General features: G+C 72.3%; 13 protein-coding genes. 7 read left to right on the top strand and 6 right to left on the bottom strand.

What is annotated here, in order from left to right; all coding sequences use genetic code 11:
• Positions 1–203: 203 nt before the first annotated feature.
• From CU044_RS21170 to CU044_RS21160, 3 genes are read left to right on the top strand one after another with little or no spacing between them, the layout of a single operon-like run.
• Complete coding sequence (locus tag CU044_RS21170) at positions 204–1,082, top strand: ABC transporter ATP-binding protein (protein WP_193564028.1); 879 nt, start codon at positions 204–206, stop codon at positions 1,080–1,082.
• An 8-nt stretch (positions 1,083–1,090) separates the two neighbouring features.
• Positions 1,091–2,065, top strand: a complete 975-nt coding sequence (locus CU044_RS21165) for an iron-siderophore ABC transporter substrate-binding protein (RefSeq protein ID WP_129770282.1) — start codon at positions 1,091–1,093, stop codon at positions 2,063–2,065.
• A complete protein-coding gene (locus CU044_RS21160) occupies positions 2,062–4,227 on the top strand; it encodes an iron ABC transporter permease (protein ID WP_240045744.1) in 2,166 nt (721 codons plus the stop codon). The genes CU044_RS21165 and CU044_RS21160 overlap by 4 nt, the downstream gene beginning before the upstream one ends.
• A 21-nt stretch (positions 4,228–4,248) precedes the next feature.
• Here the strand turns inward: CU044_RS21160 and CU044_RS21155 are convergent, their stop codons facing one another.
• Positions 4,249–4,827, bottom strand: coding sequence for an MSMEG_1061 family FMN-dependent PPOX-type flavoprotein (locus CU044_RS21155; protein WP_240045743.1), 579 nt, complete (start codon positions 4,825–4,827; stop codon positions 4,249–4,251).
• Between the two features lie 238 nt (positions 4,828–5,065).
• Here CU044_RS21155 and CU044_RS21150 point away from each other — a divergent pair, with 238 nt between their 5' ends.
• Positions 5,066–5,722, top strand: coding sequence for an isochorismatase family protein (locus tag CU044_RS21150; RefSeq protein WP_129770280.1), 657 nt, complete (start codon positions 5,066–5,068; stop codon positions 5,720–5,722).
• A gap of 68 nt (positions 5,723–5,790) precedes the next feature.
• Positions 5,791–6,690 carry an acetylglutamate kinase gene (gene argB, locus CU044_RS21145; RefSeq protein WP_129770279.1) on the top strand — a complete coding sequence of 300 codons (900 nt, stop codon included), beginning with the start codon at positions 5,791–5,793 and terminating at the stop codon, positions 6,688–6,690.
• A gap of 82 nt (positions 6,691–6,772) precedes the next feature.
• Here the strand turns inward: argB and CU044_RS21140 are convergent, their stop codons facing one another.
• From CU044_RS21140 to CU044_RS21120, 5 genes are all read right to left on the bottom strand, one after another.
• Positions 6,773–7,315: a GNAT family N-acetyltransferase gene (locus CU044_RS21140; RefSeq protein WP_345790143.1), complete on the bottom strand. Its 543-nt coding sequence runs from the start codon at positions 7,313–7,315 to the stop codon at positions 6,773–6,775.
• Positions 7,316–7,438: 123 nt separating this feature from the next.
• A complete protein-coding gene (locus CU044_RS21135; protein ID WP_129770327.1) occupies positions 7,439–9,019 on the bottom strand; it encodes an amidohydrolase in 1,581 nt (526 codons plus the stop codon).
• Between the two features lie 19 nt (positions 9,020–9,038).
• Complete coding sequence (locus CU044_RS21130; protein WP_129770278.1) at positions 9,039–9,920, bottom strand: ABC transporter ATP-binding protein; 882 nt, start codon at positions 9,918–9,920, stop codon at positions 9,039–9,041.
• Entirely contained in the window at positions 9,917–10,990 is a 1,074-nt protein-coding gene (locus CU044_RS21125) for an iron chelate uptake ABC transporter family permease subunit (RefSeq protein ID WP_240045742.1), read from the bottom strand. Before CU044_RS21125 ends, CU044_RS21130 begins: the two co-directional genes overlap by 4 nt.
• A 26-nt stretch (positions 10,991–11,016) precedes the next feature.
• Positions 11,017–12,084 (bottom strand): iron chelate uptake ABC transporter family permease subunit, encoded by a 1,068-nt coding sequence (locus CU044_RS21120; protein ID WP_240045741.1) that lies wholly within the window; start codon positions 12,082–12,084, stop codon positions 11,017–11,019.
• A gap of 263 nt (positions 12,085–12,347) precedes the next feature.
• Here CU044_RS21120 and CU044_RS21115 point away from each other — a divergent pair, with 263 nt between their 5' ends.
• Together CU044_RS21115 and CU044_RS21110 are read left to right on the top strand one after the other, a co-directional pair.
• On the top strand, positions 12,348–14,060 hold the full coding sequence (locus tag CU044_RS21115) for an ABC transporter ATP-binding protein (protein WP_129770275.1): 1,713 nt from the start codon (positions 12,348–12,350) through the stop codon (positions 14,058–14,060).
• A 56-nt stretch (positions 14,061–14,116) separates the two neighbouring features.
• Complete coding sequence (locus CU044_RS21110) at positions 14,117–15,919, top strand: ABC transporter ATP-binding protein (protein ID WP_129770326.1); 1,803 nt, start codon at positions 14,117–14,119, stop codon at positions 15,917–15,919.
• Positions 15,920–15,982: the final 63 nt, after the last annotated feature.

The following is a 15,982-nucleotide window of genomic DNA, read 5'->3' as shown; positions in this document are numbered from 1 at the left end:
CGCCGCGCGCCAGCGCACCAACACCTCGACAGAAGGCCGGCACCGCCACGGGGAGCCGGGGCGGTCAACGCCCTCCAGGTTCATTTCCAGCCACCACCCCTGAGTCAAGGCCGGTTTTCAACTGTCACTTAGGTTAGGCTAACCTCTGTCGGGTGATCGTGACTCCATCCGGCCGACCAGACACCCGACGGCCTCACCGCACCCTGGCCGACTCCCCAGGCGCGTCCGCGAGGAGCGCCGGACCTCCGTCCGGCCTCGCCGCCACGGGGATCACGGTCGCCTACGACGGCGTGGACGTCGTACACGAGGCGGACCTCCGTCTTCCGCGAGGGCGGGTCACCGCGCTCATCGGTCCGAACGGCAGTGGAAAATCAACCCTGTTGCGGGCTGTCGCCCGCCTGCACCGGGCGCGTACCGGCAGCGTGACCGTACCCGCCGAGGGCTCCGGGGACGCCGGGGACAACGAGCCGGTCGACGCCCTCGCCCTCTCCCGTACGGACTTCGCCCGGCGCGTCACACTGCTCGCGCAGAGCCGCACCACCCCGGCCGGTCTCAGCGTCCGCGAGGTGGTCGGCTTCGGCCGGCACCCGTACCGCGGCCGGCTGAGAGGGAACGACCCGGACGGCGCGCGGCTCGTCGAACACGCCCTGGCCGTCACGAACATCGCAGGACTCGCCGACCGCGGCGTCGAGAGCCTCTCCGGAGGCCAGCTCCAACGCGTCTGGTTCGCCTGCTGCCTGGCGCAGGACACCGAGGTGCTGCTCCTCGACGAACCGACGACCTATCTCGACCTGCGCTACCAGGTGGAGATCCTGGACCTCGTGCGGGAGCTCGCCGACACCCACAGCGTGACCATCGGCGTCGTGCTGCACGACCTGGATCAGGCCGCCGCGGTGGCGGACCAGGTCGTCCTGCTGTCCTCGGGCCGCGTCGCCGCCGCCGGGACACCCGCCGAGGTGTACGACCCCCAACTGCTCACCGACACCTACGGCATCCGTATCGATGTCGAACCCGACCCTGCTACGGGCACCCCCCGCACCCGTGCGGTGGGAAGACACCACCTTCGGCTCGAAAGGCCCTGAAACACCTCATGACGACCAAGCACTGGGCATGGCCCGTGATCGCCGGGACCGCCGCGATCACCCTCGTCGGCTGCGGCACCTCCGAGGCGCCCAAGGAGGACTCCGCCTCGGGTTCCGCACTGACCATCACCGACGCACGCGGCAAGAAGGTGACGCTCGACGGGCCGGCCGAGCGTGTCGTCGGCACCGAATGGAACGTCGTCGAATCGCTCGTCACGCTGGGCGTCGAGCCGGTCGGCGTCGCCGACGTGAAGGGCTACCGGGCCTACGACACCGCCGCTCCGCTGACCGGCGACGTCAAGGACATCGGTACCCGCGGCGAGCCCAGCGTGGACACGGTCGCCGCTCTCGAACCCGACCTCATCGTCGCGACGGACGACCTGCCGGCCTCCGCCGTCACCCAACTCTCCAAGGTGGCCCCGCTCATCGTGGTACGGGCGGCGGACGCCGGCCGGCAGATCGAGCAGATGACCGACAACGTGAACCTCATCGCCAAGGCCACCGGAACCGAGGACAGGGCCAGGACCGAGATCGCCGCCTTCCGCGAGAAGATCGCCCAGGGTAAGAAGGAACTCGCGGCCGCCGGCCTCGACGGCGAGAAGGTCGCCTTCGCCGACGGCTGGAAGGAAGGCAGCCAGGTCTCGGTGCGCCCCTACGTGAAGGGCTCGCTCATCACCGACATCAACACCGAACTCGGCCTGGTCAGCCCCTGGACCATGAAGGGCGACAAGGGCTACGGCCTGGCGGCGACGGACGTGGAGGGCCTGACGAAGATCGGCGACGCCCAGTTCGTGTACATCGCCAACACCGCCGACAACGGGGACCCGTTCGCCGAAGGGCTCAAGGACAACGCGGTGTGGAAGTCGCTGCCCTTCGTCAAGAAGGACAACGTCCACCGGCTCCCGGACGGCATCTGGATGTTCGGTGGTACGGCGTCGATGACGCAGTACGTCGACGCGCTCGTGGACGCACTCGCCCCGTGAACGTGAGCACCCGCACGACGAAGACCGCGGGCGCGTCGTCAGCGGCCCCGGCGGAGGAGACACCGGCCGCCCCGACGGACGGGACACCCTCCGCCGGGGCCGGCGGGCCGGCACACCGCGGCTCTCTCGCGCTTCTCGCGCTCGGGGCGCTGCTCGCGCTGGTCGCACTCGCGGTCGTGCACATCGGCCAGGGCACGGCGGCCGTCGGACCGCACGCCCTCTGGCGCGCCTTCGGCACCCTGTGGGCCGGGGGCGACGGCGGCGGTTCGGCCCAGGCGGACGCCGTGCTCGTGGCCTCGCGGCTGCCGCGGCTCGCCGCCGGGCTGGTGGTCGGCTGCACGCTGGGCGCGGCCGGAGCCGTACTTCAGTCGGTGTCGCGCAACGTCCTGGCCTCGCCCGACACGCTCGCCGTGAACGCCGGCGCCTATCTCGCGGTCGTCGCCGTCGCCGCGTTCGGCATCACCCTGCCCGCCTTCCCGGCCGGTGGCACGGCCCTGGCCGGCGGGCTGCTCGCCGCCGTCCTCGTGCTGGGCCTCGCCCGTGCCGGGGCGGGCCCCACCCGGCTCGTCCTGGCGGGCTCCGCACTCACCCTCGGGCTCGGCGGGCTGAGCCAGATGCTCCTGCTTCTGCGCGCCCAGCAGACCACCGGCCTCTACGCGTGGGGCAACGGCTCCCTCGCTCAGACCGGCATGCAGACGATCGACCGGCTCGCCCCGGTCGCGCTCGTGGCACTGGCCGGGCTGGTCGTGCTCGGCAGGCGGCTCGACATCCTCGGACTCGGTGACGACGAAGCCCAGGTGGTCGGGGTCAGCCCCCGCCTCACCCGGGCCGTCGCCGTCGTCCTGTCCGTGATCCTCGCCGCCGTCTCCGTCACCGTCGCCGGGCCCATCGGCTTCGTCGGGCTGTGCGCGCCCGCGATCGTCCGGCTGGCCGGTGCCCGTATGCCGGCGCTCCTGCGCCACCGCGCGTTCATCCCCGCCTCGGCGCTGGCGGGCGTACTCGTCGTGCTCGGCGCCGATGTCCTGCTGCGCGCCCTCTTCGGGGCCCAGGCGGGCGCGGCCGTACCGACCGGCATCGTGACCAGCTTCTTCGGCGCCGTGGTACTCGTCGTCCTCGCCCACCGGTCCCGGGACGGGGGCTCCACCCGCCCCGAGGCCGCCTTCGCACGGCTGCGGAGCCGCCGGGCCTTCGTCCTCACCGTCTCGGTGGTGAGCACCGCTCTCGTCGCCGCGGTCGTCGCGGCGACTCTCCTCGGCGACGCCCCGCTGTTGCTCGGCGATGTGGCGAACTGGCTCACGGGCAGGTCCGGGCAGTTCGTCACCTACGTCCTCGACACCCGGATGCCGCGCATCACCGCGGCGCTGCTCTCGGGTGCCGCGCTCGCGACGGCGGGCACGGTCGTGCAGGCGGTCTCGCGCAATCCGCTCGCGGAACCGGGCATCCTCGGGGTCGTCGGAGGAGCGGGGGTCGGCGCCGTCATCACCCTGACGGCCGTCCCGCTCGCGAGCTTCTGGCTGATCGGCGGATCCGCGCTCGCCGGGGCCGCGGCGGCCACCGCGCTGGTCTTCGGACTCGCGGTACGGCACGGACTGGAGCAGAACCGGCTGGTGTTGATCGGTATCGGTGTCTCCGCGGGCGCGGCGGCGCTGGTCAGTCTGCTGATCGTGCTGACCGATCCGCACAACGGGACGAAGGCGCTCGTGTGGCTCTCCGGCTCGACCTACGGGCGTACGTTCCCCGAGGTCCTCCCGGTGTTCGGCGCTCTCGCCGTGTCCCTGCCGGTACTCGCCGCGATGCGCCGCGACCTCGATCTCATCGGTCTGGACGGCGACACACCGCGACTGCTCGGGATCCGCCTCGGCGGCACGCGTCTGGCGCTGCTCGGCGTCGCGGTGGTGCTCACCGCCGCGTCGGTGGCGGCGGTCGGGGTCATCGGCTTCGTCGGGCTCGTGGCACCGCATGCGGCGCGCGCCCTGGTGGGCCGGCGTCATGGCCGGGTGCTCCCGGTGGCCGCGCTGACGGGCGCCCTGCTGGTGGTGGTCGCCGACCTGCTCGGCCGGACGGTCATCGCGCCCGCTCAGATCCCCGTCGGAGTCGTCACCGCGGTGATCGGCGCCCCCTACTTCGGCTGGCTGCTGTGGCGGTCGAAGGCCGCCGGATAGCAGGGGGTGCGGGGTACCGCGTCACGCCGGGGCCGGCTCCGTGGCCCGCTCCCATGTCTCCGGCGACCACACACCCGAGCGGCGGAGCGCCGCCGGACAGTGGCGGAAGATCTCGTCGATCTCGACGACCAGGGCGAGGTCCGGACGCCGGCCCCTGACCGTCATCGCGTCGAAGAACAGGGCGTCCCTGAGGACGCGGGCGCGGCCGTTGACGCGCAGCACGTCCATCACGCCGGGTATCAGATAGAGCAGCCCCACATGCGGGTTGGACAGCACGTTGTGGAAGCTGTCGCCGCGCCGGTTGCCCGGCCGATCGGGCAGGGCGAGGGTGGACGCGTCGAGGACGTGGGTGAATCCCGGGCCGTCACCGCGCGGGGAGACATCGCAGTTCCCCGCCGCGTCCGCGGTGGACAGGGCGCAGAAGGGGGAACGGGCCAGCAGGTCCAGGTCCTCCTCGGTGAGCCGGTCGTGCACCTTGTCGATGACGATGGGGTGGGGCACGCCGAGGATGTCGCGCAACTCGTCGGCCGACCCCACGGGTACGGCTCCGGCGAGGAGATCCCGGGCGGTGGGGCGGGCGCCTGGCGAGGCGTTCGACAAGGGGGGCTCCGTACCGTGAGGGGCTGCCGCAGCGGGACGCTGACCAGGCACTATTAGGGTTACCTTACTTGTCGTCCCGGCACGTTCCCCGGCCGGGGTCATGGAGTACGGACCGAGGGGACGAGGGCCGCGCACCACCCTTCACCGGAGGGCGAGTTGACCGACCAGGATGCAAGTTAGGCTAGGCTTAGCTAAGTTCATTCGGTGGGGCATACACGTCACCCGGGGAGGGACAGTCATGGGCCTGCCGGCCATCGCGTCGTATCCGATGCCCGACCGCTCCGCGCTCCCCGCGTCGTGTGCCACGTGGGACATCGATCCCGGCCGGGCGGCACTGCTCGTGCACGACATGCAGAACCACTTCGTAGGGACCTTTCCGGCCTTCGCGCCCCCCGTCATCGACATGGTCCGCAACATCGCCGCTCTGCGCGAGCTCGCCCGGACACTCGGCATGCCGGTGGTGTTCACCGCCGAGCCGGCCGCCCAACCGCCCGGCCGGCGCGGGCTCATGGGGGACGTCTGGGGTCCCGGGATCGGCGACGAGCCCGATGCCGCGGCGATCATCGCCCCGCTGGCCCCACGACCTGGCGAACATCTGGTGACGAACGTGCGCCACAACGCCTTTCTCCGGAGCCATCTGGGCAGACTGCTGCGTCTGGAGAACCGCGATCAGCTGATCATCTGCGGTGTGCACGCGCACCTCGGGGTTCTCCTGACAGCCGCCGACGCCTTCATGAACGACATTCAGCCCTTCGTCGTCGCGGACGCCGTGGCCGACTTCTCCGCGGAGGACCACACCATGGCGCTGCGGTGGGCGGCCAGGTGCGGCGTGGTGCGCACGACGGACGCGCTGCTGCGCGACCTGCTTCTCCACAAGTCGACACGGATCACATGAGAACCCCCTCCCCTCCCGCCCCCATTCACCAGCTCCTCCCCACGCGGAAAGACGGAACGAAGACGCGGATGAGATCACTCCCTTTCAGCCGGCCCGAGACCGCCGCCGGCCTGGTCACAGCGGATCCACTGCGGCTCAAAAACCTCCGGGGCCGCACCGTGGTCATCAAATTCGGCGGCAACGCCATGGTGGACACCGCGCTTCACCGGACGTTCGCGCAGGACGTCGTGGAGCTGCGGCGCGCGGGGCTGCGTCCGGTCGTCGTGCACGGCGGCGGGCCCCAGATCAGCGCGATGCTCGACCGCCTCGGTCTGGAGGTCCGTTTCGAAGCCGGGCTGCGCGTGACCACGCCCGAGACCATGGACGTGGCCCGCATGGTCCTGACCGGCCGGGTCCAGCGGGATCTGGTCGGCGCCCTCAACGCCCATGGCCCCTACGCCGTGGGCATGTCGGGCGAGGACGCGCACACCATGACGGCCGTACGACGCCCGGCACGGGTGGACGGACGCACGGTCGACATCGGCCTCGTCGGAGAGGTGGTGTCCGTGGACCCCGGCACCCTGCGCACACTGCTCGACGCGGGCCGTATCCCCGTCGTCTCCCCCATCGCCCGTGGTACGGACGGGGAGGTCTACAACATCAACGCCGATCTCGCGGCGTCGGCGCTCGCCGCCGCGCTCGGCGCGGAGCGACTGGTGATGCTGACCGATGTCGAGGGGCTGTACGCGGACTGGCCGCACAGCACCGAGGTGATCGGCCGGATCACCACCGGCGAACTGGACGCGCTGCTCCCTGGGCTCGCGAGCGGCATGCTCCCGAAGATGGAGGGATGTCTGCGGGCGGTACGCGCGGGGGTCCGCAGAGCCCATGTACTGGACGGCCGGGTGCCGCACGCGCTGCTGCGCGGTGTCTTCTCCGAGGAGGGCACGGGCACGACGGTCGTCCCGGACGCGGAGGTCCAGGTATAGGTCCGCGGGACCGGCGGGGAGGGTCCGGGCCATCCGGCTCGGGCCCTCCCCGCCGTCGTGCCGCCCCCGCGCCGGGGTGTGGTCACAGAACGCGGGCGAGGACCTTGGCGCCGCGCCGCGGATCCAGCGAACGCGCCCAGGTCTCCGGGGCACGACGAGAGGAGACCGGGGCGAAGCCGTGGTGGAGGAAGAGGCGGCCGCTTCCGGTCGTCGCGGTGAACACCGCGTCGAGCTCCCGCGAACTCCCCTCGGCGAGGGCGTCGGTCAGGAGCTGTGCGCCCAGGCCACTGCCCTGGCTGCCGTGCGCGACGCAGAAGTTGTACAGAACGCCGCTCACCCGCCCGTCCCGCGTCGGTTCCGGGTGGACACGAAGTGCCAGGCAGCCCGCCAACGACCCGTCAGGCGCCTCGGCCACCAGGAAATCAGTGGCGTGCCAGGCGTAGATCTGGAACGGCCGGGCGCGCAGTGCGCCCGAGCGGACGAACGGCTCGGAGAGAGCGGCGAGCGCCGTGGCGTCCCGGGGGCGGGCGGGACGCACCGAACAGACGGGTGGAGAGGGCGGGGATATCGGGTGGGGCGTGTCGGACAGCTGCTGCGGTGCGGGGCGCGGCCTGGCCGTGATCAAGGCGTTCCTTCCTCGGCTCCACCGCGTGAGACACCCTTGTGGTGCGTCGGCTCACGCCAATGAAGCTCAGTCAAAATAAGGTTAGCCTTACCTAAGCTTGTGACCAAGTCGCGGCCGGTGCGGTCACAGCGTCCGTGTTTCCGTCGCCTCGCGTCCGTCCACGAAGGTCGCGACGACCTCGATGCCGCCGATCCTGGAGGGATCGACACGACGCGGATCGTCGCCCAGGACGACGAAGTCGGCGCGCTTGCCGGGCGTGAGGCTGCCTGCGCTGTCGTCCCACCGTGAGGCGTACGCCCCGGCGACCGTGTAGGCGTGCAGCGCCTCGTCGACGGTGATCGCCTCGTCGGGCCCGATGAGCTGCCCCGAGAGCGAGGCACGCTCGACCATGAACTGAATGGCTTTCAGCGGCGATCCGTCGGTGACGGGGCGGTCGGAGCTGCCGACGAGCGTGATGCCGTGGTCGAGGAAGGCCCGGCCGCGATACATCCAGGGCGCACGCTCCGCGCCCATGATCGTCGCGTAGTCGTCGCCGAAGTGGCGCAGGAAGTGGGGCTGGATCACGGCGCTGAGTCCGAGCCGGGCGAAGCGGGGCAGTTGGTCGGGCCGAATGAGCCCGGCGTGCTCGACCCGGTGGCGCGCGTCGGTGCGGGGCCGCAGCGTCCGGGCCCGCTCCAGGGCGTCCAGGACGAGGTCCGCGGCCCGGTCGCCGATGGCGTGGACGGCGAGCTGCCAGCCCGCCAGGTGGCCGTCGACGATGAGGGAGGTGAGGCGCTCCGGGTCGTCCTGGAGCTGGCCCGTGTGTGTCATCCCCTCGTACGGCGCCGTGAGGGCTGCCGTACGGGCCATCATGCCGCCGTCGGTGTAGATCTTGAGAGCGCCGATGGACAGCCAGTCGTCGCCGAACCCCGTGCGCAGGCCGAGGTCGAGCGCGCGCGGGATGCCGTCGTGCTCGTGCGCGTCGAGCGGCCGCAGCGTGTCGGCGCCCGGCATGAGCTGGATCCGCAGAGGCAGGCGGCCCTGGTCGCGCAGGAGTTGGTAGGCGCCGAGCTCGACGGGGCTGTGACCCAGCAGGCCGCCGCCGATGCCGGCCTCGGCGCAGCCCGTGACGCCTTCGGCGAGGCAGGCGCGCGCGGCGTACTCGATGGCGTCGGCGAGCTCCCGCTGAGAGTACGGCAGCCGCAGGCGCCGTACGGCGCTCATCGCGCCTTCCACCAGAACGCCGTGGTCATGCGGGACTTCGGCCGGCAGCAGATCGAGCACGGCGCTGTTGACCACGCAGGCGTGGCCGGAGTCGTGCATCACGAACACCCGCCGGCCGTGGCTGACCCGGTCGAGATCCGCGGCGGTCAGGTGCCGCCCGAGGGCCCGCTGGTCGTACCCGCCGATGTGCACCCACTCGCCGGGGATGTGCTCGCGGGAGACGGCCTCCGCCACGACGGCGAGGACGTCCTCGACGCGTTCGAGGCCGGCGATGCTCGGGGAGCCCGCCTTGAGCCCCGTCCACGCCAGGTGGACGTGGCTGTCGATGAACCCCGGCAGGACGGTGGCGCCCTGGAGGTCGATCACCTCACGGGCGGGCAGTGAGGTGACGGCCTCGTCCAGGCCCGCGATCCGCCCCCGCCAGATGCCCAGGTCGTGAGCGACCGGATGCTCCGGATCCATGGTGAGGATGTGTGCGTTCGTCAGCCTCGTACAGAGCATCATGGGCGGTCGTCCGTCCTCAGGAGGTTTCGGCGAGCACGGAGTCGGTGGCCGGGTCCGGGACGCCGGCCGTGCCGCCGGTCTCCGGCGCGTACCGCCTGGGGGCGGCCGGAACCATCAGCGGGGTGCCGGTCTCGGGGTCGGCGATGATGCGGCAGGGCAGGCCGAACACGTCCTCGACCAGCTCGGCGGTCATGACGGTGGCGGGGTCCCCCTCGGCGGCGATGACCCCGCCCGGCCGCATCACGATGAGGTGAGTGGCGTAGCGGCATGCCTGGTTGAGGTCGTGCAGGACCGCGACGACGGTGTGGCCCTTGCGGGCGTGGAGCTCGGCGCACAGGTCGAGCACCTCGACCTGGTGGGCGATGTCGAGGAAGGTGGTGGGTTCGTCCAGCAGAAGGATGGAGGTCTGCTGAGCCAGCACCATGGAGAGCCAGACGCGCTGCCGCTGTCCGCCGGACAGGTCGTCCACGGGACGGTCGGCCAGTTCGAGTACGCCGGTCTGCCGCATCGCCTCGGTGACGGCCTCCTCGTCCTCGACGGACCACTGCTTCAGCAGCCGCTGGTGCGGGTACCGGCCGCGGGCCACGAGATCGCCGGCCGTGATCCCGCCCGGCGCGCTGGAGGACTGCGGGAGCAGCCCGAGGCGGCGGGCGACCTCGCGGGAGCGGTACGAGGCGATGGCGGCGCCGTCGAGATAGACCTGCCCGGCCTTGGGCTTGAGCATCCGGGCCAGCGCCGTGAGCAGCGTCGACTTGCCGCAGGCGTTGGGCCCGATGATCACTGTGAAGGAGTGGTCGGGGATGTCGACGCTCAGGGACGTGGCGACCGTCCGCTGGTCGTAGGACAGCGTGAGGTCCTCGGCGCGCAGCCGGGGCCGCGGGGAGTTCGTTGCAGTCATGCGCGGCTCTTTCGCGACTCGGTGATCAGCAGCCAGATGAGGTAGAGCCCGCCGATGGCGCCGGTCGCCGTGCCCACCGGAAGGAGCGCGGGTGCGAAGACCCGCTGCACGACGAGGTCGCTCAGGGCGAGCAGGAAGGCGCCCATGAGGGCGGACGGCAGCAGCGCGGGCCCGGACGACCCGGTGAGCCTGCGGACCACCTGGGGCGCGGCCAGGGCGATGAACCAGATGGGGCCGGTGACGGCGGTGGCGAACGCGGCGAGGGCGACGCTGATGACGAGCAGGACCGTGCGGGTGCGCCGCACGTCGACGCCGAGCGCCATGGCGGTGGTGTCGCCCATCTCCACCATGGTGAGACGGCGGGAGAGCAGGAAGGCCGGCGGCAGCAGCACGGCGAGGGCGAGACCGATGGCGTTCGCGTGCGTCCACAGCCGGTTCCCCAGACTGCCGATCAGCCATGCCTGGGCCTCCAGCGCCTCCTGGAAGGTCGCCCGGGTGACCAGGTACGAGTTGACGGCGAGCAGCAGGGCGCTGACGCCGATGCCGATGACGACCAGCCGGAACCCCTGAAGCCCCCGGCCGACCATGAGGAGGTTGACGGCGAGCGCCGTGGCGAGACCACCGATCAGCGCGCCGAACGCGATCTGGGTCATGCTGCCGTGCAGCACGATGATGACGACGAGCGCGCCCACGGCGGAGCCGTTGGTGAAGCCGATGATGTCGGGGCTGCCGAGGGAGTTGCGGGTGAGACTCTGCAGGATCGCCCCGCTCACCGCGAGGGCCGCGCCGACGAACACCGCGGTCAGGATGCGCGGCATGCGCAGGGTGTTGACGACGAAGCCGGCGGCGTCGGATCCGCTTCCGGTCAGGGCCTGGAGGACCTCTTTGACGGAGAGCGGGAAGTCGCCGGTGGTCAGGGTGACACCCATGACGACGATCAGCGCGAGGAGCAGCAGGGCGGTCACGGCGAACACACGGCTCTGGACGCGCAGCGAGACACCGCCCGCTCCGGTGCGCAGGACCCGGCCGCTGATGACGCGGGGGGCGGGGGCGTCGGCGGATCCGGGCACGGAGGTTTCCGCCTCCTCCACGGCACTCACAGCATGACCAGCTTTCGACGGCGGCACAGCGCGATGAACAGCGGCGCGCCGATGAACGCGGTGACGATGCCGACCTGCACCTCGCCCGGAGCGCCGAGCACACGGCCCAGCACGTCCGAGCCGATGAGCAGGACCGGTGCGAGCAGCATCGAGTACGCGAGCACCCAGCGCTGGTCGGTTCCGGAGAGGAACCGGGCGACATGCGGAACGGCCAGGCCCACGAAGCTGATCGGCCCCACGGCGGCGGTGGCGGCGCCGCACAGCAGCATCACGGCGACCGCCGCCAGCACCCGGGTGCGGCCGACGTTCACGCCCAGGGCGCGCCCCAACTGGTCGCCCATCGCGAGGGCGTTGAGGGACGGGGCCAGGAGGAAGGCGACGATCGCACCGGTGGCGACGAACGGCAGGACGAGGAACACGATGTCGTAGTACCGGCCCGCGAGAGAGCCCACCGTCCAGAAGCGGAACTGGTCGAACGCCTCCGGGTCGAAGAGCAGCACGCCCCAGTTGAAGGCGTACAGCACGGCGGTCACCGCCGCTCCCGCGACGACGAGCCGGTCGGGGGTGGCCAGTTTCCGCCCGGAGGAGCCGAGGAGATGCACGCCCACCGACGCCACGGCCGCCCCGGCGAGGGCGAACCACACATAGCCGAGCGGCGCGGCCACGCCCATGAACGCGATGGCCACGACGACGCCCGCGGAGGCGCCCAGGTTCACTCCGAGGAGTCCCGGGTCGGCGAGCGGGTTGCGTGTCAGGGCCTGCATCAGGGCGCCGGACAGTCCGAGGGCCACTCCGACGACGGCGCCGAGGAGGGTGCGGGGGATGCGGTAGTCGTGGACGATGACGGAGGCTTCCGACCCGTCAGGGCTCCACAGCAGGTCCCATGTCGACGCGAACGGAATCCCTCTGGTGCCCACCCAGACGCTGATCAGCGAGACCAGGACGAGCGCGCCGAGCGTCACGAGGAGCCCGAGCCCGCGCAGGGCCACCGTGGCCGGACGTGCCGCGGGCACGACGGGACCACCGGTCTCGCTTCCGGACGCCGCCCGGACTTCGACAGACAAGGACCACTCCCCTGGCGGCGCCTTCGAGCCCCATGCGGCGCGCGAGGCGTTGAACATGGGGGTGCCGCAAGCGATATGACGTACGAACGATGAAACTTAGGTGAGCCTAACCGTACGGCCGTGACGGGGTCAACGCGGCGCCGCCGCCTGCGCCGACACCCGCCCCGTGGGCCACCGCCGGTCCCGGACGCGCACCCTTGGCCCTGTCTACGATTAAGGTAGGCTTACCTAACCATCCTGCTCTGTTCTTGTGGAGGCCGCGCATGCCCGCTGGAGGACCACCCGCTGGAGGACCAACGGGGGGCCTGGTCCTCCGGAGAGCGCTCGCCGACCAGCGCCGCCGTGTCGCCGGAGCATCCGTCCTCGGCATGACGCACCAGGCGTGCGAGGCCCTCGTCCCCGTGGTCATCGGCCTGGTCATCGACGAGGCGGTGGCGACCGGTTCCTCCGGCGCCCTCCTGCGCTGGCTGCTGGTGCTCGCCGGTCTCTTCCTCGTGCTGTCCACGTGTTACCGGAACTCCGCACGGCTCACCGAAGGCGCGGGCGAGGGCGCCGCGCACCGGATCCGGCAGGACCTCGCCGCCCGGGTACTCGATCCGCGGGGCGGGGCCGACTCCGGCCGGCTGCCCGGCGCGCTCACCGCCGTCGCGACCGGCGACGCCCGGCGCGTCGGCTCCGTCGCCTCCGCGCTGCCGTACGCGCTGTCCGCGCTCGCCGGGCTGGCCATCAGCGCGGTGGCGCTGCTCCGTATCTCCGTGCCGCTCGGCCTGCTCGTCCTCCTCGGCGTCCCGCCGCTGCTGTGGATCGGCCATCTCATCAGCCGCCCGCTCGAACGGCGCAGCGAGGCCGAACAGGAGCACGCGGCCCACGCGTCCGGGGTCGCCGCCGACCTGGTCACCGGCCTGCGCGTGCTGAAGGGGATCGGCGCCGAATCGGCGGCGGTCTCCCGGTACCGGAAGACGAGCCGCGGCTCGCTGTCCGCCGCGCTGCGGGCGGCCGGCAGCCGTGCCTGGCACGACGGCGCGATCCTCGCCCTGACGGGCATCTTCATCGCGGTCATCGGGCTCGTCGGCGCCCATCTGGCGATGCGGGGCACCATCAGCGTGGGTGACCTGGTGGCGGCCGTCGGTCTCGCCCAGTACCTCCTCGGTCCTTTCCAGCTCCTCACCTTCGTCAACGGGGAGTTCGCCCAGGGCCGCGCCTCGGCCGACCGGATCGCCGAGATCCTCGCGTCGCCTCCCGCGGTCGTGGCCGGGAAGTCCGCACTCCCCGAGCCGGTCGCCGGGCGACTGCGCCTGCGCGGCGTCACCCAGGGCGCGCTGCGCGGCGTCGACCTCGACATCGCCCCCGGCAGCCTCGTCGGTGTGGTCACCCGTGACCCGGCCGCCGCGAACGATCTGCTGCTCTGCCTGGGCCGCGAACTCGACCCCGCCGAAGGCACCGTCGAACTCGACGGCGTACCCCTGACCGACCTCGACCCCGGCGACGTACGGCGCACGATCCTGGTCGCCCACCACGACGCCGACCTGTTCGAGGACAGTCTCCTCGCCAACGTACGGGCCGGATCGGACACCGAGGGGGCGGACATGACCGCGGCGCTGGCCGCCTCGGCGGCGGACGACGTCGCCCGGGCCCTGCCCGACGGGGTGGACACCGTCCTCACCGAACGGGGCCGTTCGCTGTCCGGCGGCCAGCGCCAGCGGGTGGCCCTGGCGCGGGCCCTGGCCGCCGACCCGCCGGTCCTCGTCGTCCACGACCCGACCACCGCCGTCGACACGGTCACCGAGGCCCGCATCGCGGCCCGGCTGCGGGAGCTGCGCGGGGGCCGCACCACGGTCCTGGTCACCACCAGCCCCGCCCTGCTCGCCGGAACCGACGTCGTGTTCATGCTCGACGACGGCAGGGTGGCCGCCCGGGGCAGCCACCCCGAGCTGGCCGGCGCCCACGAGACGTACCGCTCGGCGGTGCTGGCATGACGACCGTTCAGAACAGCGACCCGCGGGACCCGGACGAGAAGGACGAGGAACGGACGATGAGCGGACCCGGCACGCCGGAACGCGAGCTCCTGCCCACCGCCACCGGCGCCCGGACCCTCGCCGTCGTCCGCGGACTGCTGCGCCGGCACCGGCCGCTGACGGTGGGCGCGGTGACCGTACTGGTCATCGGCACGGGCACCGGGCTGCTGACCGCGCCGCTGCTCGGACACATCGTGGACCTGGTCGTGGACGAGCGCGGCGCGGGCGCGCTGACCGTACCGATGGTGCTCCTCCTGGCGGTCGCCGTCGCCAGGGCCGTCGCGACCGCCATCGGCAAGTCCCTCGTCGCCAGGCTCGGCGAGACGGTCCTCGCGGACCTGCGGGAACGGTTCATCGCGCGGGCGCTGCGACTGCCGCTGGAACGGGTGGAACGGGCCGGTTCCGGCGACCTCACGTCACGGGTCACAGGTGATGTCACCCTGATCGCGAGGGCGGTTCGGCAGGCGCTGCCGGAGTTCATCAGCGCCTTCCTCACCATCGTGCTGACGCTGGGGGGTCTCGCCGTCCTCGACTGGCGCTTCCTGCTCGCCGTGCTGGTGTCCGTCCCGGTCCATGTCCTCACGGTGCGCTGGTACATCCCGCGCGCCGCACGCGTCTACGCCGCGCACCGGGTGGCGACCGGCGCCCTCCAGCACCAGCTGCTCGACAGCGTCGGCGGGGTGCGTACGGTACGGGCGTTCCGTCTGAACGGGCGTCACGCGGAGCTGCTGGAGCAGCGGTCGCAGGCGGCCGTCGACCTGGCGGCGCGGGGCATGCGCCTCGTCTCGGGCTTCTTCTCCCGCCTGAACATCGCCGAGTTCATGGGCATGACGTCGATCCTCGTCACCGGATTCCTCCTCGTCGACAGCGGCTCGGTGAGCATCGGTACGGCGACCGCGGCGGCGCTCTACTTCCACGGCCTGTTCAACCCGATCAACGCGGCGCTCTTCCTCATCGACGACGCCCAGTCCGCCGGGGCGAGCCTCGCCCGTCTCGTCGGCGTGTCGAGCCTCCCGGCCGAACGGGAGCCCGACGGCCGGACCGCCGCGCCGGTGGACGGCTCGGTCAAGGTGGTGGACCTCGGCCACGCGTACGTGGACGGCCACCCGGTGCTCCGCGCCGTGGACCTGGAGGTGCGGGACGGCGAACGCGTGGCCCTGGTCGGTGCCAGCGGCGCGGGAAAGACCACGCTCGCGAAGCTGATCGCGGGCGTCCACACCCCGGAGACGGGCGCGATCTCCCTGGGCGGCGTGGACTCCCGGGAGCTGGGCCCCGCCGGGATCCGGCAGTCCGTCACCCTGATCAGCCAGGAGGTCCATGTCTTCGCCGGCCCGCTCTCGGAGGACCTGCGACTGGCCCGACCCGAGGCGACGGACGAGGAGCTGCGCGCCGCGCTGGCCCGCGTCGACGCGCTGGACTGGGCGGACGCGCTGCCCGAGGGCCTGGCCACGGTCGTGGGCGAGGGAGGCCATCGCCTCACGGTGACCCAGGCCCAGCAACTCGCCCTCGCCCGGCTCGTTCTCGCCGATCCGCCCGTCGCGATCCTGGACGAGGCCACCGCCGACGCCGGCAGCGCGGGCGCCCGTGTGCTGGAAACCGCCGCCCTGCGCGCGCTGGAGGGCCGTACGGGCGTGATGGTCGCCCACCGCCTCCCCCAGGCGGCGACCGCGGACCGCGTCGTCGTCCTGAACGAGGGCCGCGTCGTCGAGACGGGCACCCACGACGAACTCGTCGCGGCGGGCGGCCGGTACGCCGAACTCTGGTCGGCGTGGTCCGACAGCCGCCAGGAACCCGAACAGGAACCGGCCGTGCCGGCATAGCCTGCGGGGCCCGTCCGCCCCTCTCCACCTCGCGCGAGGCTCCCGTCCGGCACATCCGGGCGG

Source organism: Streptomyces sp. L-9-10 (assembly GCF_004151105.1).
In the GTDB taxonomy this organism is placed as follows: domain Bacteria; phylum Actinomycetota; class Actinomycetes; order Streptomycetales; family Streptomycetaceae; genus Streptomyces.
The sequence above is the reverse complement of the archived record's forward strand: the minus strand, read 5'-3'. Positions and strand labels throughout refer to the sequence as shown.

Excerpts from the sequence above, each read along its gene's own strand:
- CU044_RS21165 (WP_129770282.1), top strand. The coding sequence starts at position 1,091 with ATGACGACCAAGCACTGGGCATGGCCCGTGATCGCCGGGACCGCCGCG.
- CU044_RS21150 (WP_129770280.1), top strand. The coding sequence starts at position 5,066 with ATGGGCCTGCCGGCCATCGCGTCGTATCCGATGCCCGACCGCTCCGCG.
- argB (WP_129770279.1), top strand. The coding sequence starts at position 5,791 with ATGAGATCACTCCCTTTCAGCCGGCCCGAGACCGCCGCCGGCCTGGTC.
- CU044_RS21135 (WP_129770327.1), bottom strand. The coding sequence starts at position 9,019 with ATGCTCTGTACGAGGCTGACGAACGCACACATCCTCACCATGGATCCG.
- CU044_RS21130 (WP_129770278.1), bottom strand. The coding sequence starts at position 9,920 with ATGACTGCAACGAACTCCCCGCGGCCCCGGCTGCGCGCCGAGGACCTC.
- CU044_RS21115 (WP_129770275.1), top strand. The coding sequence starts at position 12,348 with ATGCCCGCTGGAGGACCACCCGCTGGAGGACCAACGGGGGGCCTGGTC.
- CU044_RS21110 (WP_129770326.1), top strand. The coding sequence starts at position 14,117 with ATGAGCGGACCCGGCACGCCGGAACGCGAGCTCCTGCCCACCGCCACC.